We start from the raw sequence: 18,532 nt of genomic DNA on the forward strand, positions 1-18,532 counted from the left end.
ATCTCCGGTGGCGGCAATACTGTGATCGCCATGGCTATGCGTGAACCGAACGTCGTCGTTCTCGGTGGCGGATCGTGGGGGACCACCGTCGCGTCGATCTGCGCGCGCCGCGGGCCGACGCTGCAGTGGGTGCGTTCCGAGGAGACCGCCACGGACATCAACGACAACCATCGCAACACGCGTTACCTCGGCGAGGGCGTCGAACTGAGCTCGACCCTGCGCGCCACCAGCGACTTCGCCGAGGCCGCGAACTGCGCCGACGTCGTCGTCATGGGCGTTCCCTCGCATGGCTTCCGGGGGGTCCTCACCGAACTGGCCAAGGAGCTGCGACCGTGGGTTCCGGTCGTGTCGCTGGTCAAGGGGCTCGAGCAGGGCACCAACATGCGGATGTCGCAGATCATCGAGGAGCTGCTGCCCGGTCACCCGGCGGGGATCCTGGCCGGGCCTAACATCGCGAAGGAGGTCGGCGAGGGCTACGCCGCCGCGGCGGTGCTGGCCATGCCCGACCAACACCTGGCGACCCGGCTGTCCGGACTGTTCCGCACCCGGCGATTCCGCGTGTACACCACCGACGACGTCGTCGGCGTCGAGTTGGCCGGCGCGCTGAAGAACGTCTATGCCATCGCCGTCGGGATGGGCTATTCGCTGGGGATCGGGGAAAACACCCGGGCGCTGGTGATCGCGCGGGCGCTGCGCGAGATGACGAAGCTCGGGGTGGCGATGGGCGGTGATCCGGACACCTTCCCCGGCCTGGCGGGGCTCGGTGACCTGATCGTGACCTGCACCAGCCAGCGCAGCCGCAATCGGCACGTCGGCGAACAACTCGGCGCCGGCAAGCCGATCGACGAGATCATCGCTTCGATGAACCAGGTCGCCGAGGGCGTCAAGGCCGCCAGCGTGATCACCGAGTTCGCCAATGAGTTTGGCCTGAACATGCCCATCGCGCGCGAGGTCGACGCGGTGATCAACCACGGTTCCAGCGTCGAGCAGGCCTACCGTGGCCTGATGGTCGAGGTTCCCGGCCACGAAGTGCACGGGTCCGGCTTCTGATTCGTCAACCAAACAACTCGTAACGAAATTATTTGCATTCGCTATGCGCCCGCGCGGGCGGCTTGACCCGCGCTTTGTCGCGCCCATACCGTCGAACGAGGCAGCCAGGCCCTGACCGCCAAATGGCGCAGTTGTAATCGCCTGTGCGCCAACAAGCTACGCCGACGTAGCCAAGAGCAATACGGGGCTCGGAACATTCCCCGCTAACTCCTAACGAGGGAAGCGACCGATGCAAGACATTCAAATCGAACGCATACGATCCGTTGTCCGGCACGACCTGCCCTCGTCACTCGTGGTGTTCCTGGTCGCACTTCCGTTGTCGCTGGGGATCGCGATCGCGTCGAACGCCCCGGTGCTGGCCGGGCTGATCGCCGCGATCGTGGGGGGAATCATCGCCGGCTCGCTCGGTGGATCGCCGCTGCAGGTCAGCGGTCCCGCCGCGGGCCTGACCGTCGTGGTCGCCGATCTCATCTCCGATTTCGGCTGGGGGGTAACGTGTTTGATTACCGCCGCCGCCGGCGTGCTGCAGATCCTGTTGGGACTCAGCCGCGTTGCCCGGGCGGCGCTGGCGATTTCCCCGGTGGTCGTGCACGCCATGCTGGCCGGAATCGGGATCACGATCGCACTTCAGCAAGCGCACGTCCTGCTGGGCGGAAAATCGAAAAGCACGGCCTGGCACAACCTGATCGGCCTGCCGGGCCAAATCATCGACGCGCACCGGCCCGGGGCGGTGCTGGGCGCGCTGGTGATCGTCATCCTGATCGCCTGGCGCTGGGTTCCGGCTCGCCTGCGCTTCGTTCCGGGACCGCTGGTCGCGATCGTTGCGACGACGGTCATCTCGCTGGTTTTCCCGTTCCACGTGCGGCGCATCGAGATCGACGAGTCGCCGCTCAACGCGCTGCGGCTGCCCGACATTCCGCACGGCAACTGGGGCGCCGTGGCCATCGGCGTCATCACCGTCACGCTCATCGCCAGCGTCGAGAGCCTGTTGTCGGCGGTGTCGGTCGACAGGATGCACAACGGTCCGCGCACCGACTTCAACCGCGAGTTGATCGGCCAGGGCACCGCGAACTTCGTGTCGGGGACCATCGGCGGGCTGCCGGTCACCGGCGTGATCGTCCGCAGCTCAACCAACGTCAACGCGGGCGCGAAATCCCGCGCCTCCGCGATCATGCACGGCGTGTGGATCCTGCTGTTCACGGTGCCGTTTGCGGAACTCGTCGAGCAGATCCCGACGGCGGCGTTGGCCGGCCTGTTGATCGTCATCGGCATTCAGCTGTTGAAGCCGGCGCACATCGAAACCGCAATGAAGCACGGCGATCTCGCCGTGTACATCGTGACCGCGGTCTGCGTCGTCTTCCTCAACCTGCTGCACGGGGTGATGATCGGGCTGGCGCTGGCCATCGCGCTGACCGCATGGCGGGTGATCCGGGTCAGGGTCTCGGCGACACCGGTGGGGGCGGAGTGGCGGGTGGCGATCGAGGGGCCGGCCTGCACCTTCCTCGCCCTGCCCCGACTGACCCGCGTCCTGGCGTCCATCCCAGCCGGAACCGTTGTCGCGGTTAATATTTCGGCCCAATACCTCGATCATGCCGCGCACCAGGCGATCACCGATTGGCAGCGCCAGCACGAGGCCACGGGCGGCACGGTGCGGATCGAGGGGATTTCCGAGACGGGTCACCTCGTCCGTCGGCGCGCGGACGATCTGGTCGATCACGAAACGCCGGGGGCCGCTGCCTAGTCGAGCGTGGCGCCGGGAGTCACCTCACCTACCCCCGCGCCATCGCCTCCAGCCGGCGGATGCGGTCCTCGATCGGCGGGTGCGTCGAGAACATCGATCCGATCCGCTCGCCCGTGCGGAACGGGTTGGCGATCATCAAGTGGGCCTGGCTGGCCAGCTGCGGCTCCGGCGGCAGCGGCGCAACCTGAACGCCGCCCGAGATCTTGCGCAGCGCCGACGCCAGCGCCAGCGGGTCGCCGGTCAGCACGGCGCCCGACTCGTCGGCCTGGTACTCACGCGACCGGGACACGGCCAGCCGGACCACGGTGGCGGCGATCGGGCCCAGCAGCGAAACCAGCAGCAGCGCAAAGGGATTCTCGCCGTCGCGGTTGCCGCCGAACATGCCGGCCCACATCGCCATATTGGCCAACGCGGTGATCACCGACGCCATCGCCCCGGCGACGCACGAGATCAGGATGTCGCGGTTGTAGACGTGCGAAAGCTCGTGCCCCAACACGGCGCGCAGCTCGCGCTCGTCGAGGATTCCCAGGATTCCGGTGGTGCAGCACACCGCCGCGTTGCGCGGGTTGCGGCCGGTCGCGAACGCGTTGGGCGCGTTGGTGTCGCTGATGTAGAGCCGGGGCATCGGCTGGTGCGCGGAGGTGGCCAGCTCACGCACGATCCGATACATCACCGGCGCCTGCAGCTCGGAAACCGGCTGCGCGTGCATGGCCCGCAGCGCCAGCTTGTCGCTGTTGTAGTACGTGTAGACGTTCATGCCGATGGCGAACAGCACCGCGATGAACATCGCCGTCCGGCCGAACAGCGAGCCGACGAACACGATCAACGCGGACATGCCGACCAACAGGGCGAAGGTCTTCAACCTGTTGGCATGCGGATGCCAGGTCATCGGTGTCCTCCTCGGAGCGTCGACTATCGCTAATTGAACGCTCTAACCGGCGGCCAAGGTTCCTCCGACGCGCTAACCGTGCCGGCTCACCGTGTAATCGACCAGCGTCTCCAGGGCGCGCCGGCCGGGCAGGTCGGGCAAAAGCTCCAGCTCAGAGCGCGCGTCCGCCGCGTAGTGCACCAGGAACTGCTTGGCCTTGGCCATCCCGGGTGACGCCCGCAACAGCGCCAGGGCCTCGGTCACCGCCCCGTCGTCCTCGACGGGCCCGGACAGCAGCTCGCGCAGCCGCGCCGCATCGGCTCCCGGCTCGCGCAGCGCATAGACCATCGGCAGGGTGTGCACCCCCTCGCGGATATCGGTGCCGGGCAGTTTGCCGGACTCGTGGGAGTCGCTGTCGATGTCGATGATGTCGTCGGAGATCTGGAACGCGGTGCCCACGATGCCGCCCAGCCGGCTCAGCCGCTCGACCTGATCGGCGTCGGCGCCGGAGAACATCGCGCCGAACCGGCCCGCGGCGGAGATCAGGCACGCCGTCTTCTCGTACACCACCTTCAGGTAGTGCTCGACCTGATCCGCGCCCTCGGCCGCGCCGCGGCCCTCGCGCATCTGGCCGGTGACCAGCTGGGCGAACGTCTCGGCGATCAGCCGCACCGCCTCCGGGCCCAGCCGGGACACCAGCCGAGACGCGGTCGCGAACAGATAGTCACCGGCGAGGATGGCGACGTTGTTGCCCCAGCGCACGTTGGCGGTGGGCGTGCCGCGGCGGACCTCCGCCTCGTCCATCACGTCGTCGTGGTAGAGCGTGGCCAGGTGCACCAGCTCGATGACCGCGCCGGCGATCGTCACCTCCTCGGCGTCCGGGTCGGGTCCGAGCTGCGCCGACAAGACGGTGAACAACGGCCGAAACCGCTTGCCGCCGGCCTTGAACAGGTAGGTCAACGAGTCGGTCATCACCGCGTCGGCGCTGCGCAGCTCGGTATCCATGAGCTGCTCGATCCGCCCGACGCCGTCCCGCACGGTCGCGGCGAACGCGGCATCCCCGAAGTCGATGCCCGCCACCACCGTCGCCGGAGTCCTCACCCGACCCACCTACTGCTCGCCGGAGTACTCACGCGACCAACATACTGGGGGGTGTGAAGATCGGAGCTGACCTGGTGGTCGTGGGCGCCGGACCTGCGGGTTCGGCGGCGGCCGCCTGGGCCGCGCGCGCGGGCACCGACGTGCTGGTCATCGATTCCGCCAGCTTCCCCCGCGACAAGGCGTGCGGCGACGGCCTGACGCCGCGCGCGGTCGCCGAGCTGGAACGCCTGGGGCTGGGCGACTGGCTGGACACCCGCATCCGGCACCGTGGGCTGCGGATGAGCGGATTCGGCGGCGAGGTGGAGGTCGACTGGCCGGGCCCGTCGTTCCCGTCGACCGGCAGCGCAGTGGCCCGCCTCGAGCTGGACGACCAGATCCGCAAGTGCGCCGAGGATTCCGGGGCGCGGATGCTGCTGGGCACCAAAGCCGTTGCCGCACATCATGACTCGTCGAGACGAGTGTTGTCGCTGAGGTTGGCCGACGGCACGGAAGTGGCCTGCCGCCGGTTGATCGTCGCCGACGGGGCGCGCTCGTCGCTGGGCCGCAAGCTGGGCCGGCGCTGGCACCAGGAGACGGTGTACGGCGTGGCCGCGCGCGGGTATCTGACCACCCCGCGGGCCGACGATCCCTGGCTGACGTCGCACCTGGAACTGCGCTCCCCCGACGGCGCCGTGCTGCCCGGCTACGGCTGGATCTTCCCGCTGGGCAACGGCGAGGTGAACATCGGCGTGGGGGCGTTGTCGACCTCGAAGCGGCCGGCCGATCTGGCGCTGCGCCCGCTGATCTCGTACTACACCGACCTGCGCCGCGACGAGTGGGGCTTTTCCGGCGAGCCGCGGGCGGTGTCGTCGGCGCTGCTGCCGATGGGCGGCGCGGTCTCCGGCGTGGCCGGGCCGAACTGGATGCTGATCGGCGACGCCGCCGCCTGCGTCAACCCGCTGAACGGCGAGGGCATCGACTACGGCCTGGAGACCGGGCGGCTGGCCGCCGAGCTGCTGGACTGCCCCGACCTGTCGCGGGTGTGGCCGTCGCTGCTGCAGGAGCACTACGCCCGCGGCTTTTCGGTTGCCCGCCGGCTGGCGTTGTTGCTCACCTTCCAGCGGTTCCTGCCCGCGACCGGACCGATGGCGATGCGCTCGACGCGGCTGATGACCATCGCCGTGCGGGTGATGGCCAACCTGGTCACCGACGACGACGCCGACTGGGTGGCGAGGGCCTGGCGCGGTGGCGGGCGGTTGTCGCGGCTGATGGATCGCCGCACACCGTTCAGCTGAGCCGCCTTCCCGCGAGGAGTAGCAAAAGCCTCTATTTCGTAGCGAAATGGGGGCCTTTGCGACTGCTCGCCATATCAATGTCATTGACATGTATCAGCCTGATTGATATATCTAAGGCATGACCCAACCAACAGATTTCCAATTCGAAAGCGCCTACCGCGGCGACTCCCCGTTCGGCGCGGGCGTGCGTCCGCCCTGGAGCATCGGCGCGCCGCAACCCGAGCTGGCCGCCCTGATCGAGCAGGGCAAGTTCCACGGCGACGTCCTGGACGTGGGCTGCGGGGAGGCCGCGATCTCGCTGACGCTGGCCGAGCGCGGATACACCACCGTGGGGCTGGACCTCTCGCCCACCGCGATCGACCTGGCCCGCCGCGAGGCCGAGAAGCGGGGCCTGACCAACGCCACCTTCCAGGTCGCCGACATCAGCGACTTCACCGGGTTCGACGGCCGGTTCGGCACCATCGTCGACTCGACTCTTTTCCATTCGATCCCTGTCGAGGCGCGCGAGGGCTACCAGCAGTCGATCACGCGGGCCGCCGCACCGGGCGCCTCCTACTTCGCCCTGGTCTTCGACAAGGCCGCGGTTCCCGGGGGCCCGATCAACGCCGTCACCGCCGACGAGCTGCGCGACGTCGTGTCCAAGTACTGGGTCGTCGACGAGATCCGGCCGGCGCGCATCCACGCCTACCTGCCCGAGGGCGCCGTCATCGACATGCCGTTCGGCGAGGTTCGCGACGAGCCCGAAGGCCGCAAGTCGGTCGGGGCCTGGCTGCTCACCGCGCACCTGGGCTCCTAAAACAACCAGGTGTATAGTCCGTCTAATGAAGGCTTCGAGGCTGGCTTCTCTGATCGCCATGGCGGGCGCCGCCGTCGCACTTGCGGCGCCCGCGCAGGCCGACGACTACGACTACGTGTTCAAGAGCACGGTCAACTCGTTCGGCGTGTATGGCCCGCAGGACCAGCTGGCCTGGTTGGCGAAGATCAGCTGTGAGCGGATCGGCCGGGGCGTGGACGGCGACCCGTACAAGTCCGCCACCTTCGTCCAGCGCAACCTGCCGCGCGGCACCAGCGAGGGCCAGGCGTTCCAGTTCCTGGGCGCCGCGATCGACCACTACTGCCCGGACCAGGTCGGCTTCATCCAGCGGGCCGGCGCACACTAGGCAGGCTTATACCCGGCGTGCAGCGCCACGATGCCGCCGGTCAGGTTGCGCCAGCGGACCGCCGACCATCCGGCCGCTGAAATCCGGTGCGCCAGCGTCGGCTGGTCCGGCCAGGCCCTGATCGACTCCGCGAGGTACACGTAGGCGTCGGGGTTGGACGACACCGCCCGCGCCACCCGCGGCAGCGCCCGCATCAAATATTCCTTGTAGACGGTGGCGAATAGCGCGTTGGTGGGCGTGGAGAATTCGCACACCACCAACCGGCCGCCCGGCCGGGTGACGCGGAACATCTCGCGCAGCGCCGCCTGCTGGTCGGCCACGTTGCGCAACCCGAAGCTGATCGTGACCGCGTCGAACACCCCGTCGCCGAACGGCAGCTTGGTGGCGTCACCGGCGACCTTGGGAACCCTGCGGCCCGCACCGGCGGCGAGCATGCCCACCGAAAAATCGGCGGCCACACACCATGCCCCGGATTTCCTCAGCTCCACGGTCGACACCGCGGTGCCGGCGGCCAGGTCCAGCACCCGCTGACCCGGGCCGAGCCGCAGCGCCGCGCGCGTGGCCCGGCGCCAGTAGCGGTCCTGCCCCGCCGACAGCACGGTGTTGGTCACGTCGTAGCGGCGGGCGACGCCGTCGAACATCGATGCGACGTCCCGGGGGTTCTTGTCTAGCGCCGCGCGGCTCACGACGTCGACCGTACCGGGTCAATATTGCCGGTACCTTCGCTGGACGTGCTCCTGGCGGACCCTGATCTGCTCTCGGCGCTGCTCGGGGGAAACGGCGCGGGTGGTCGCCGGGAGGTGTTGACGGACCTCGGCCACTGGCACCTTGCTGACCGTTGCGGTCGGCAGTTGGGGTGGCGGCTTGGAGTACGTCCACCGCAGGGCCAGAAACCCGCCGCGGTGCCCGGCGGTGTCGAGCCAGTTCGGCACGCCGGGATCGTCCCCGGCGACCACGTAACGGAAGGTCCCGTCGGGGTCCGGCTCGGACTGAAACCCGTTCAGGCTGCTGACGTGGTTGGCGTAATCGAGCGACTCGCCCCAGAGGTTGGACAGGTGAAAACCCATGTACGCCGGCGCCACCGGGACGACGACTTCGATGAGCAGGGCCTCGTCCGGCTGCAGGTCGAACACGCCGCCGGAGTAGACGTTGGTGCTCTGGCCGCCGCCCATGGCGAGGTTGGCGAGCGCCGGCTCGTTGAGCGCGTTGCGGGGCATGAGGGTGAAGCCGTCACCGTTCTTGTCGCCGTGCGCCTCCAGCACGACGTCGTAAAACTCGTTCCAGAATCTCATCTGGTTTTCCACGATCATGCCGACGCGACGAAGCTGGTGGGCCGCGGCGGCCGGGTCGATCGGCGACGGGCGGGCGCCCTCCTTACCCAGCTGGGCGATGTGCAGCTCCGGTGACTCCTCGCGTTCCCAGTCGTGAAAGAGCATGCGCGCGATCAGAAATCGCGCCGTCTGGGCGCCATCGGCCGTGGCCGTGGCGATGAAGTTGCCCGCGTGGCCGGCCGGCCGGCGGGGAGCCAGCAGGATCTCGAAGCGGCCGTCGTCGTCGACGGCGAGGTCGGCGACGTCCAGCGATCCGGTGACGGCGCGCCCGCCAGGCGCGAGTTCGGCGAGGCTGCCGGTGTCGCCCGCGTACACGGTGTGGGCCTCAAAGATGATGTACTGCGGCGGTTTAGCACCCAGGCGGCCGCGCACCCGGTAGTCCCTGGCGCCGTCGATCGAGGCCGACAGGTACAGGGCGTCGGCGTTGTCGATGGTCGCCTTGTCGAGCGGTTGGATGGCGCGCCGGAAATACGGGAATTCGGGATCCTCGAAGAAGGCGCGCTCGATGGCACTGAACACGAAGCCCAGCAGGTAGCGGTGCCCCTCCGCCAGTCCCTGTTCGGTGAGCGGCGGCGCGTGCAGCTCGGCGGAGTCGACGGCGTCGCGGGCCCGGGTCAGGGCGTCGATCATGTCCGTCCAGGCCGCGCGCAGATCGTCCTGGCTTGATTCAGCGGACATCTGCGTCCTCTCCTTCGGTGTCCCACTGGTATTCGTCGAACAGGTCGGCCAGGCGGGTGTGGATTTCTTCGGCGTCGAGCCCGAATTCCTCGAGGCTGTAGCGGTGGGCCGATTCGTGCCCCCCGCCGGCCGCCGCGAATGCCTTGGCGGCCACCGGCCCCAGCTCGAGCTCCAGCTCCCGGTAGATCCGGCGCATGGTGGCCTCGGGCCGCGCCACCAGCTCGCGATAGTCGACGACGACCGAGCGGACCTCGGGGTGCCGGGACAGGACGTCGAGCGGACGCTGGTAGGCGTCGAACGATTGGTCGGCCAGCACGCGCAGCGATTTCGCGATCAGGCGCTCGTCGCGCCCCCGCAGTCCCCATTCGGTCTTCAGCAGCTTGAGCAGGCTCGGGATCGTCTCGTCGGGATTGCGCATGGGCACGATGAATCTTGCGTCGGGGAACGTCTCGATCAGCGATTCGACGCGACCGCAGAAGGTGGGGTTCTTGCTCAGGTGGGTCCCGCCGCCGTTGAGCGCGATCTGTCGCCGGACGCATTCTTTGTAGAAGTTCATCGCCCGGCGTCGTTTGCGTTCGGGCCACTCGTCGACGTGGTAGAAGTCGAGCTCGCCCATGAACGGGAACATCAGGATCCAGAAGCCCGAGCACAGCGACCAGGTGAGAAAGAAGTCGTCCTCTTCGGGGACGAAGAACCCGGTCTTGTGCATGTCGTCCGTCTGCGCGAACCGGCGCTCCTCGAGCGCGTCGAGGCGGTGCCGTAGCCGCTTTCCGAACAGCGCGGCATCGACCCGAAACAGCAGGCGCAGCAAGCGCTTCTCCAACAGCGACGGGAAGAACAGCTCGTACATCAGGCCGTAGCTGAACTGTGGGTCCGCGGCCATCAGCCGATGCAGGTAGGTCGTGCCGCTGCGGGCGTGGCCGATGCAAAACGTCGGCCCGGTCACCCGCGTGCGGCGCAGCGATCCGAACACGATCGGGTCGAGCGTGAAGCACGCGGCGTGGATCGCCGCGACGAACGGAACGCCGACCAGGAATGCGAAGTAGCGCGACCAGCGTTTCGAGCCCGGTGGGTCCCGGCGCAACAGCCGCAGCATCGTCCGGTAATTGGCCCAGTCGAAGTAGAAGCGCGTGCCCAACGCGAAACCTCCTCAGCGCACGCTGATTTCGGCAGCCGTGCCGCGGCCAGGCTATCGGCATGTATTTGACATTGTCAAGCATATCTTTGGTACCGTCGCGGATGTGACGTACGCGCCCAAGCTGGATTCCGTGGATTCCATCAGCGCCGCGCTTTCGCGGGTAGTGCGGCTCAGCGTGAGTCGTTCGGCGTTCGCGCGCCAGGCGTCGGCGGCGGACACCGAGCTGTCCCAGCCGTCCTACATGCTGCTTCGCGTGTTGATCGACGAGGGACCCCTGCCGATCGGGCGCCTGGCCACCATGGCCCACATGGACGTCGGGATGGCCACGCGCCGGGTGCGGGCGCTGGCCGATGCGGGACTGGTTACGCGGCGCCGCGATCCGGGCGACGGGCGGGTTTCGGTCATCGAAGCGACGGCGGCCGGCGAACGCGCCGCGGGCTCATTGCACGAGGTGCGACGGGAGCACCTGGCCCGCGCGCTGTCGGGCTGGTCGGCGGCCGAGCTGGCGCAGTTCGATCGGCTGTTGACGAAGTTCCTCGAGGACACCACGCAGACGCCGATCACGGTCTAGCCGCGCGGACCGGGAATGGGACGCGGGCGAACGCGTTATAGGGCTGCGTGAGCGAAAAAGTTTGGTTTATCACGGGTACATCAAGAGGCTTCGGGCGAGACTGGGCGATCGCCGCGTTGGAGCGCGGCGACAAGGTCGCCGCGACGGCACGCAACACCGCGACGCTTGACGACCTGGTCGACAAGTACGGCGACGCCCTGTTGCCGATTCAGTTGGACGTCACCGACCGCGACGCCGACTTCGCCGCGGTCAAGCGGGCGCACGATCATTTCGGCCGGCTCGACATCGTCGTGAACAACGCCGGCTACGGCCACTTCGGGTTCGTCGAGGAACTCTCCGAGCAAGACGCGCGCGAACAACTCGAGACCAACGTGTTCGGCGCGCTGTGGATCACCCAGGCGGCGCTGCCGTACCTGCGCGAACAGCGCAGCGGGCACATCATCCAGGTGTCCTCGATCGGCGGCATCACCGCGTTCCCGTTGGTCGGCATCTACCACGCGTCCAAGTGGGCGCTGGAGGGCCTCTCGCAGGCGCTGGCCCAGGAGGTCGCGCCGTTCGGCATCCACGTCACCCTCATCGAACCGGGCGGCTTCGACACCGACTGGGCCGGTGCGTCGGCCAAGCACTCCGATCCGCTGCCCGCATACGACGAGGTTCGCGCCGCGGTTGCGGCCGAGCGCAGCAAGCGATGGGCCAGCCCGGGCGACCCGTCGGCATCGGCGGCCGCGCTGCTGAGGGTGGTTGACGCCGAGGAGCCGCCGCTGCGGGTGTTCTTCGGCGCCACCCCGCTGCAAACGGCCAAGGCCGACTACGAGAGCCGGCTACGCAACTGGGAGCAGTGGCAGCCCGTCGCGGAACTGGCGCAGGGGTAGCTCACTCCCCCTGCGCGTAGCGGTTGGCGAGCGTCCGGCGCCGGGCGAGGGGCGACAGCACCGCCTCGTAGTGGCCCAGCAGCTCGTCGCAGATCACCGGCCAGCTGCGGCCGAGCACGCTGCGCCGGGCGGCCGGCGCGTAGCGGTGTCGTTCGGCGAGCAGGTGCTCGACCGCGGCGGGCAGCCGCGCCTCGAACTCGTTGACTTCCAACAGCAGCCCGGTGCGGTAGGGCGCGATCAGGTCGCGCGGTCCCCCGGCGTCGGGGGCGATCACCGGCAGCCCCGACGCCAGCGCCTCCTGCACGACTTGGCAAAAAGTCTCGTGTTCACCGGGATGTACGAAGACGTCCATGCTGGCGTAAGCGGCGGCGAGCTCCTCGCCGTACAGCGCTCCGGTGAAAACCGCTGTGGGCATGGCGGATTGCAGTTTCGCTTGGTCGACGCCGTCGCCGACGATCACGACCTGCACGGAATCGTTGGCGTTCAACGCAGCCAGACGTTCTACGTGCTTTTCCGGCGCGAGGCGGCCGACGAACCCGACGATCGGCTTCCCGGCCGGCGACCAGCGCCGCCGCAGTGCCTCGTCGCGCCCCGACGGCGCGAACCGTAGCACGTCGACCCCGCGCGCCCACCGATGCACCCGCGGGAACCGATGAGAGACAAGCGATTCCATCGTCACGCTGGACGGGGCCAGGGTGCGGTCGGCCAGGCTGTGCAGGTGGCGAAACCACGCCCACGCGGCGCGCGTCGTCATCGGGATGCCGTAGCTGGCCGCGAAACCGGGGACGTCCGTCTGGTACACCGCGACCGTCGGCACCCCGAGCCAGCGGGCCGCCTTCACCCCGCCGTAGCCGAGCAGCGCCGGCGACGCGAGGTGCACCACGTCGGGATCGAATCCCTTGAGCACGCTCACCATTCGGGGCATCGGAACCCCGAGCGGCAACGTGGTCACCTTGGGGAACATTCGCGACGGCACCCGATGCACCCGGATGCCGTCGTGAATGCGGTCCGCCCGCGGCTGACCCGGCGGATTGTCGGGGGCGATGACGAGGGCCTCGTGCCCGGTGCGACGCAGGTGCTCCAGGACGCGCAGCACTGAGTTGCTGACACCGTTGACATTGGGGAGGAAGGACTCGGCGACGATTGCAACGCGCACGAACCCCACGATCGCAGCGTCGGCTGTCGATAAGGTTGCCTACGGGCATACGTCGTGCGAAATTTGCTGGTCGGACGCCGCGTCGCGGCGGTCCAGCCACCTATCCAGCAGCGCCAGGCCCGTCAGGGCGGCCGCCGCGACCAGCCAGGCCACCACCGCGATGGATCCCGCCGGGATGATCGCCAGCCCGGCGTTGCGGTGCTGCACCCGAACCAGGTTCGGATCGTTCTTGTTGTATTCGACGTAGATCCGCATGCCCGTCGCCAATTCCGACGGATACAGCACACCGAGCTCGGGCCGGTAGGTGACGCGCTCGGGTGTGACGAATTCGATGGTGGAGCGCCGCGGCCCGGCGCTGAGCACCTCCGCCTGCGCCACCCCCATGTGGTGCCGAATCGCGAGGTCGTCGCGCCACGCCCCGGCCACCAGGAGCAGCGACTGCAGCGTCACCAAGCCGGCGACGATCAACACCGCAATCCGCAACCAGCGCAACGCAATCCTGGCCCGCGTCTTCGGCGGCTCATCGCTGCGCCCATGAAGAAGTATGTGCAGCAACACTTTTGGATTGGTCACAGGGCAGCCTTGATGGCGGCGTGCAGCTGTCGCAGCGAGGACCGGTCGGCCTTGACCTCCAGCACCCGCATGCCCGCCGCGGGTTCGTCGAGGGCCGTGGCCAGCTCGTCGACCTCGATCTGGCGGCTCTCGACGTGATAGGCGCGACACAGCGCGCCGACGTCGACGTCGTGCGGGGTGCCGAAGATCCGCGAGGACACGTCGGAGAACCTCGGGTCGCCCTGCTCGAGCAGCTCGAAGATGCCGCCGCCGTTGTCGTTGGACACCACGATCGTCAGCCGCTGCGGTGTCGGCTCGGTGGGGCCGATCAACAGGCCGGAGCTGTCGTGCACGAAGGTCAGGTCACCGATCAGCGCCACGGTGCGCCCCTCGTGTGCCAGGGCCGCCCCGATGGCGGTGGACACAGTGCCGTCGATGCCGGCGACCCCGCGGTTGGAGCGCACTGTGATGCCATGGGTGTCCAGACCCACCAGCGCCGCGTCGCGGACCGGGTTGGAGGCGCCGAGCACCAGCTGGTCCCCCGGGCGCAGCGCGTCGGCCACGGCCGCCGCGACGTGCAGCCCGGTGGTCAACGGGTGCGCCTCGAGCTGGTCGCGCACCGCCAGGTTGGCGTGGCGGTTCAGCTCCGCGCAGCGGCGCAGCCACGCCTCGTGCGGCGTGCCGGTGGTGACCGCCCGGGTGCCCGTGGCCTGCGAGTTTCCGGAGACGTCGGGCCAGCGGGGGCCGGTGGTCAGCGCGTACACCGGCACGTGCGGGTCGGCCAGCAGCGCCGACACCGGCCGGTGCAGCGTCGGGCGACCCAGCATGATCACCTGCTTGGGTCGCAGCAGCGGCAGCGTCAGCGGGTGCAACGGGTTGGCCGGCGCGGGGGCCGTCGGCTCGGCGACGGTGGGCAGCCGCTCCAGGTTGGGGTGCGTACCCGCGCCGTGCCCGGCGATGACGACGGTGTCGGGCGTCAGGTCGATTTCCAGCGGTTGGTCGAACGTGACGGGCGGCGTGTACGTCCACGGCCTGCCGCCGGGCCGGCCCTGCGGGACGGCCGCGCCGTGGGGTTCGGGATCGGGCACCAACGGTTCGCGCAGCGGGATGTCGAACTGCACCGGGCCAGCGTTGGCGGTGCGAGACCCCGTGGCGGCGGCCAACACCCGGCACGTGGCCGATCGCCAGGTGGCGTTGAGCGAATCCATCCGCTCGGGCCCCCCCTCGGCCAGGCCCAGGCTGATGGTGGCACGGACCTGGGTGCCGAAGTAGCCCAGCTGCTCCATGGTCTGGTTGGCCCCGGTGCCCAGCAGTTCGTAGGGCCGGTTGGCCGACAGCACGATCAGCGGCACCCGGGCATAGTTGGCCTCGACGACCGCGGGGCCCAGGTTGGCCACGGCGGTGCCCGACGTCATCGCGACGCACACCGGCGAGCCCGCCGCGATCGCCAGCCCGATGGCCAGGTAGCCGGCGGTGCGCTCGTCGATGCGGACGTGCAACCGCAGCCGCCCGGCGCGGTCGGCGTCCTGCAGGGCGAATGCCAGCGGCGCGTTGCGCGACCCGGGGCACAGCACCACGTCGCGGACGCCGCCGCGAATCAGCTCGTCAACGACGACGCGGGCCTGTGTCGTCGAGGGGTTCACTCCTACAGCGTGTCACAGCCGGCCGGGACGGCTCAGGCCCGCACGCTCGCGAAGAACTGCAGCGCCGCGGTGTTGACGGCCTGCGGCCGCTCCAGGAACCCGAGGTGCCCGGCGTCGGGTATCTGCAGGTACCGCCCGTTTGGCATGGCGTCAGCGACCTCGCGTCCCAGGTAGGCCGGCGTCACGATGTCGTCGGCGAAGCCCATCACCAGCACCGGCGCGGCGATGCTGCGGTAGGCCGCCAACCGGTTGGTCTGCGGGGAGACGTACATCTGGGCGCGCAGCCCCGGCGTCTGCTTGACCGGCCAGGTGCAGAACATCGCGATCCAGTCGTCGACGGCCGCGTCGTCGTTCAGCGTCTTGCGCGAAAAGCTTTCCAGCAGACGGTTTCTCGCGTCGAGCATGGGCGGCACCGTGACCCCGGAGGCGTGCAGCTCGACCTCGGCCTCGTGAAAGAACTGGCGGGCGCGGTCCAGGCGGCCGCGGGTGGCCATCAGCACGGCCGAACTGACCAGCTCCGGCCGCGCCACCATGAGTTCCTGCGCGATGAACGCGCCCATGGACACGCCGACGATCCGCGCCGGGGCGGCGCCCAGCGATTCGATCAGCGCGGCCGTGTCGGCGACCATCGTCTGCGTCGTGAACCCCTCGGCGTTTTCCGTGTCGCCGATCCCGCGGTTGTCGAAGGTGATGCAGCGGTACCCGGACGCCAAAAAGGCCGGGACCTGATGCGGGTGCCAAGTTCGCCCGGCGCCCCCGCGGCCGGCGATGAAGACGACGGGCTCACCGGAGCCGCGGTCGTCGTAAGCCAGATTGATCACCCGGACGACGGTACAAGCAGCGGATGGCAGGCCCGGACCCGGTCGATCCACCATTGGCGCCGCTCGGGTGGTGCGGCCAGCGCCCGCAGCCGCGCCGGGTCCGGCGTCACCGGCCCGACCGGCAGGAAGCCGTCGACGGGCGCGGCGACGTCCGCCACGTCTTCCGCGAACAGCCCGCCGGTGCCGAGCCCGCAGGCGTGGCGGAGTTGCGGCAGGGCCGCCGCGGCGGTCAAACCATGGCCGATGCCGACCGCCGAATCCAGCGCGCTGGAGACCACGACCGGGACGTCGATCTGCGCGGCGATCGCGAGCATGGCCGAAACCCCGCCCAGCGGAGCGACTTTCAGCACGGCGATGTCGGCGGCCCCGGCGCGGACCACGGCGAGCGGGTCGTCGGCCTTACGGATGCTCTCGTCGGCCGCGATCGGCACGTTGACCCGCGCCCGGAGCGCCGCGAGTTCGCCGACCGTCGCGCAGGGCTGCTCGAGGTACTCCAGCGGGCCGTCCGCGGTGAGGGCTTGAGCGGCCCGCACGGCCTCCTCGACGCTCCAGCCGCCGTTGGCGTCCACCCGCACGGTCTCGACCAGCTGGCGCACCGCGTTGACCCGGGCGATGTCGTCGGCCAGCGTCTGGCCGGGCTCGGCGACCTTGACCTTGGCCGTGCGCGCCCCGGGGAACCGCGATAAAACCTCGCCGACCTGGGCGGCGGGCACGGCCGGCACGGTGGCGTTGATCGGGACGCGGTCGCGGCGCACCGGCGGCGGCGGCCGGTAGGCGCCCTCGATCCCCGACGCCAGCCAGTGCGCGGCTTCGCGCGGGCCGTATTCGACGAAGGCGCCGAACTCGCCCCAGCCGGCCGGGCCCTCGATCAGCGCGAGTTCGCGGGTGGTGATGCCGCGGAAGCGCACCCGCATCGGCAGCGCCACCACGTGCAGGCGGTCGAGCAGGTCCTGCAAGTCCGGCCTCACTGGCCGTAGACCTGGCGGCCCGCCAGAAACGTCGCGCGCACGTCGAGGTCGGCGATCCGCTCGGGCGGCACCGTCCGGGGATCCGCGGACAGCACCACCAGGTCGGCGTACTTGCCGACCTCCAGCGAGCCGATCACGTCGTCGGCGAACAGCTGCCAGGCGGCGTCGATGGTCTGCGCGCGGATCGCCTGTTCGACGGTCAGCCGCTCCTCGGGCGCCAGCACGCGGCCGCTGGGCGCCATGCGGGTCACCGCGACGCTGATGTTGCGCAGCGGCTCCTCGGGCGTCACCGGCGGATCGTTGTGCAGGGAGATCCGCATGCCGGTCGCGACCGCGGAACCCGCCGGCATCCAACGGGATCCGCGCTCGGGCCCGAACAGGCCGTCGACGATGACGTCGCCCCAGTAGTGGATCTGGTCGACGAAGATGCTGCAGGTGACGCCGAGGTCGGCGGCCCGTTGGAGTTGCTCGGGCCGGATCGCGCCGACGTGCTCGAGGCGCAGCCGGTGATCGGGGCGCGGATGGCGCTTGATGGCCTCCTCGTAGACGTCGAGGATGGTGTCGACGCCGGCGTCGCCCTGCACGTGGCAGGCCATCTGCCAGCCCAGCGGGTAGTACGCGCCGACGATTTCCCTCAGCTGTTCGGCGGTGTAGTTGGCGCATCCGCAGGAACCGGGCGGCACCCCGATGGTGCGCGTCGCCTCGGTGTCCAGGTACGGGAACGACAACGCGATGTTGCCGATCCACGGGGAGCCGTCGACCCAGATCTTGATCCCGACCTGGCGCAGCATGTCGTCGCCCTGGCCCGGGGTGGCGGCGGTGGCCATCCGCGGGTTGGACACCTCGTAGGTGCGCAGCCGCACCGTCAACCGGTCGTGCAACTGCGCCACCATCGGCCCGAAATTCGGGTCGAACGCCATCTCCGAACACGTGGTGAGTCCGGCCCGGTTGAGCCGGGCGCACTCGGCGAGCAGCATCGCCGGGTAGCTGTCGGCCTGGATGGCGCCGCCCAGCAGCGGAAACACCGCACCGATCTCCTCGGCGGTGCCGTCGAGCTCCCCGTCGGCGGCGCGGCCGTACTTGGCGCCCTTCGGGTCCGGGGTGTCCCGCGTCAGCCCGTTGAGCCGCGCCGCACGCGAATTGAAGAAGGCCTTGTGCCCGGAGTTGTGGATGATGACCAGCGGCCCGTCCGGAGCGATCTCGTCGAGCCAGGCCAACGTGGGCTGCGGAAGTCCGGGCTGCAGCAGGGCGTCCCAACCGTTCAGGTAGGCCCCGGCCGGTCCCCGGGCGGCGACCTCACGGCGGATCCCGGCGACGACGTCGTCGGCCTCGGGAACGGTGACCGGTCGGATGTCGACGATCCGGTCCGACAGCGCCACGGCCTCCATCAGCGGATGCCCGTGCGCCTCAACGAATCCCGGCATGACGCAGCCGTCCCCGACGTCGATGGTTTGGGTGCCGGGGCCGATGAACGGCTCGACCTCCGTGCGGGTGCCCACGGCGACGATCCGGCCGTCGGCCACGGCGAGCGCCTCGGCCGTGGGGCGCGCGTCGTCGACGGTCAGTACGGTCCCGGTGACGACGAGATCTGCCTGCCCCATGTGCACG

At 69.5% G+C, this 18,532-nt stretch carries 18 protein-coding genes; 7 read left to right on the top strand and 11 right to left on the bottom strand.

What is annotated here, in order from left to right; all coding sequences use genetic code 11:
• The first annotated feature begins 24 nt into the window (after positions 1-24).
• Together AC5Y2S_RS11015 and AC5Y2S_RS11020 are read left to right on the top strand one after the other, a co-directional pair.
• On the top strand, positions 25-1,050 hold the full coding sequence (locus AC5Y2S_RS11015) for an NAD(P)H-dependent glycerol-3-phosphate dehydrogenase (RefSeq protein ID WP_499903304.1): 1,026 nt from the start codon (positions 25-27) through the stop codon (positions 1,048-1,050).
• A gap of 229 nt (positions 1,051-1,279) precedes the next feature.
• Positions 1,280-2,791 (top strand): SulP family inorganic anion transporter, encoded by a 1,512-nt coding sequence (locus tag AC5Y2S_RS11020; RefSeq protein WP_499956195.1) that lies wholly within the window; start codon positions 1,280-1,282, stop codon positions 2,789-2,791.
• A 28-nt stretch (positions 2,792-2,819) separates the two neighbouring features.
• Here AC5Y2S_RS11020 and htpX read toward each other — a convergent pair whose 3' ends face one another.
• Both htpX and grcC1 read right to left on the bottom strand, forming a co-directional pair.
• The gene (gene htpX, locus AC5Y2S_RS11025) at positions 2,820-3,680 is read right to left on the bottom strand and encodes a zinc metalloprotease HtpX (protein WP_499956196.1); all 861 of its coding nucleotides are present in this window, start codon (positions 3,678-3,680) and stop codon (positions 2,820-2,822) included.
• A gap of 72 nt (positions 3,681-3,752) precedes the next feature.
• On the bottom strand, positions 3,753-4,760 hold the full coding sequence (gene grcC1 / locus AC5Y2S_RS11030; RefSeq protein ID WP_499956197.1) for a nonaprenyl/(2E,6E)-farnesyl/geranylgeranyl diphosphat synthase: 1,008 nt from the start codon (positions 4,758-4,760) through the stop codon (positions 3,753-3,755).
• A gap of 53 nt (positions 4,761-4,813) precedes the next feature.
• Here grcC1 and menJ point away from each other — a divergent pair, with 53 nt between their 5' ends.
• The 3 genes from menJ to AC5Y2S_RS11045 all read left to right on the top strand — a co-directional run bounded on the left by menJ (position 4,814) and on the right by AC5Y2S_RS11045 (position 7,194).
• A complete protein-coding gene (gene menJ / locus AC5Y2S_RS11035; protein ID WP_499956198.1) occupies positions 4,814-6,034 on the top strand; it encodes a menaquinone reductase MenJ in 1,221 nt (406 codons plus the stop codon).
• Positions 6,035-6,152: 118 nt separating this feature from the next.
• Entirely contained in the window at positions 6,153-6,830 is a 678-nt protein-coding gene (locus tag AC5Y2S_RS11040; protein WP_499956199.1) for a class I SAM-dependent methyltransferase, read from the top strand.
• Positions 6,831-6,855: 25 nt separating this feature from the next.
• A complete protein-coding gene (locus AC5Y2S_RS11045) occupies positions 6,856-7,194 on the top strand; it encodes a DUF732 domain-containing protein (protein ID WP_499903235.1) in 339 nt (112 codons plus the stop codon).
• On the opposite strand, the gene AC5Y2S_RS11050 is transcribed toward AC5Y2S_RS11045, so the two are convergent.
• From AC5Y2S_RS11050 to AC5Y2S_RS11060, 3 genes are read right to left on the bottom strand one after another with little or no spacing between them, the layout of a single operon-like run.
• Positions 7,191-7,880 (bottom strand): demethylmenaquinone methyltransferase, encoded by a 690-nt coding sequence (locus AC5Y2S_RS11050; protein ID WP_499956200.1) that lies wholly within the window; start codon positions 7,878-7,880, stop codon positions 7,191-7,193. The two genes, AC5Y2S_RS11045 and AC5Y2S_RS11050, sit on opposite strands and share 4 nt — an antisense overlap.
• 18 nt (positions 7,881-7,898) lie before the next feature.
• Positions 7,899-9,203: a DUF1214 domain-containing protein gene (locus AC5Y2S_RS11055; protein WP_499956201.1), complete on the bottom strand. Its 1,305-nt coding sequence runs from the start codon at positions 9,201-9,203 to the stop codon at positions 7,899-7,901.
• A complete protein-coding gene (locus AC5Y2S_RS11060; RefSeq protein ID WP_499956521.1) occupies positions 9,193-10,299 on the bottom strand; it encodes a sulfotransferase family protein in 1,107 nt (368 codons plus the stop codon). Before AC5Y2S_RS11060 ends, AC5Y2S_RS11055 begins: the two co-directional genes overlap by 11 nt.
• Before the next feature lie 145 nt (positions 10,300-10,444).
• Between AC5Y2S_RS11060 and AC5Y2S_RS11065 the strand changes: the two genes are divergently transcribed.
• Entirely contained in the window at positions 10,445-10,912 is a 468-nt protein-coding gene (locus AC5Y2S_RS11065; protein ID WP_499956202.1) for a MarR family winged helix-turn-helix transcriptional regulator, read from the top strand.
• A 47-nt stretch (positions 10,913-10,959) separates the two neighbouring features.
• Entirely contained in the window at positions 10,960-11,784 is an 825-nt protein-coding gene (locus tag AC5Y2S_RS11070; protein WP_499956203.1) for an SDR family oxidoreductase, read from the top strand.
• A gap of 1 nt (position 11,785) precedes the next feature.
• Here AC5Y2S_RS11070 and AC5Y2S_RS11075 read toward each other — a convergent pair whose 3' ends face one another.
• From AC5Y2S_RS11075 to AC5Y2S_RS11100, 6 genes are read right to left on the bottom strand one after another with little or no spacing between them, the layout of a single operon-like run.
• Positions 11,786-12,940, bottom strand: a complete 1,155-nt coding sequence (locus tag AC5Y2S_RS11075) for a glycosyltransferase family 4 protein (protein ID WP_499956204.1) — start codon at positions 12,938-12,940, stop codon at positions 11,786-11,788.
• Between the two features lie 39 nt (positions 12,941-12,979).
• Positions 12,980-13,513, bottom strand: coding sequence for a DUF3592 domain-containing protein (locus AC5Y2S_RS11080; protein ID WP_499903228.1), 534 nt, complete (start codon positions 13,511-13,513; stop codon positions 12,980-12,982).
• On the bottom strand, positions 13,510-15,135 hold the full coding sequence (menD, locus tag AC5Y2S_RS11085; protein WP_499956205.1) for a 2-succinyl-5-enolpyruvyl-6-hydroxy-3-cyclohexene-1-carboxylic-acid synthase: 1,626 nt from the start codon (positions 15,133-15,135) through the stop codon (positions 13,510-13,512). Before menD ends, AC5Y2S_RS11080 begins: the two co-directional genes overlap by 4 nt.
• 32 nt (positions 15,136-15,167) lie before the next feature.
• Positions 15,168-15,956: an alpha/beta fold hydrolase gene (locus tag AC5Y2S_RS11090; protein WP_499956206.1), complete on the bottom strand. Its 789-nt coding sequence runs from the start codon at positions 15,954-15,956 to the stop codon at positions 15,168-15,170.
• The gene (locus tag AC5Y2S_RS11095) at positions 15,953-16,924 is read right to left on the bottom strand and encodes an o-succinylbenzoate synthase (protein WP_499956207.1); all 972 of its coding nucleotides are present in this window, start codon (positions 16,922-16,924) and stop codon (positions 15,953-15,955) included. The genes AC5Y2S_RS11090 and AC5Y2S_RS11095 overlap by 4 nt, the downstream gene beginning before the upstream one ends.
• Positions 16,921-18,525 (bottom strand): amidohydrolase, encoded by a 1,605-nt coding sequence (locus tag AC5Y2S_RS11100; RefSeq protein WP_499956208.1) that lies wholly within the window; start codon positions 18,523-18,525, stop codon positions 16,921-16,923. The genes AC5Y2S_RS11095 and AC5Y2S_RS11100 overlap by 4 nt, the downstream gene beginning before the upstream one ends.
• Positions 18,526-18,532: the final 7 nt, after the last annotated feature.

The organism is Mycobacterium sp. NGS69, assembly GCF_059812165.1.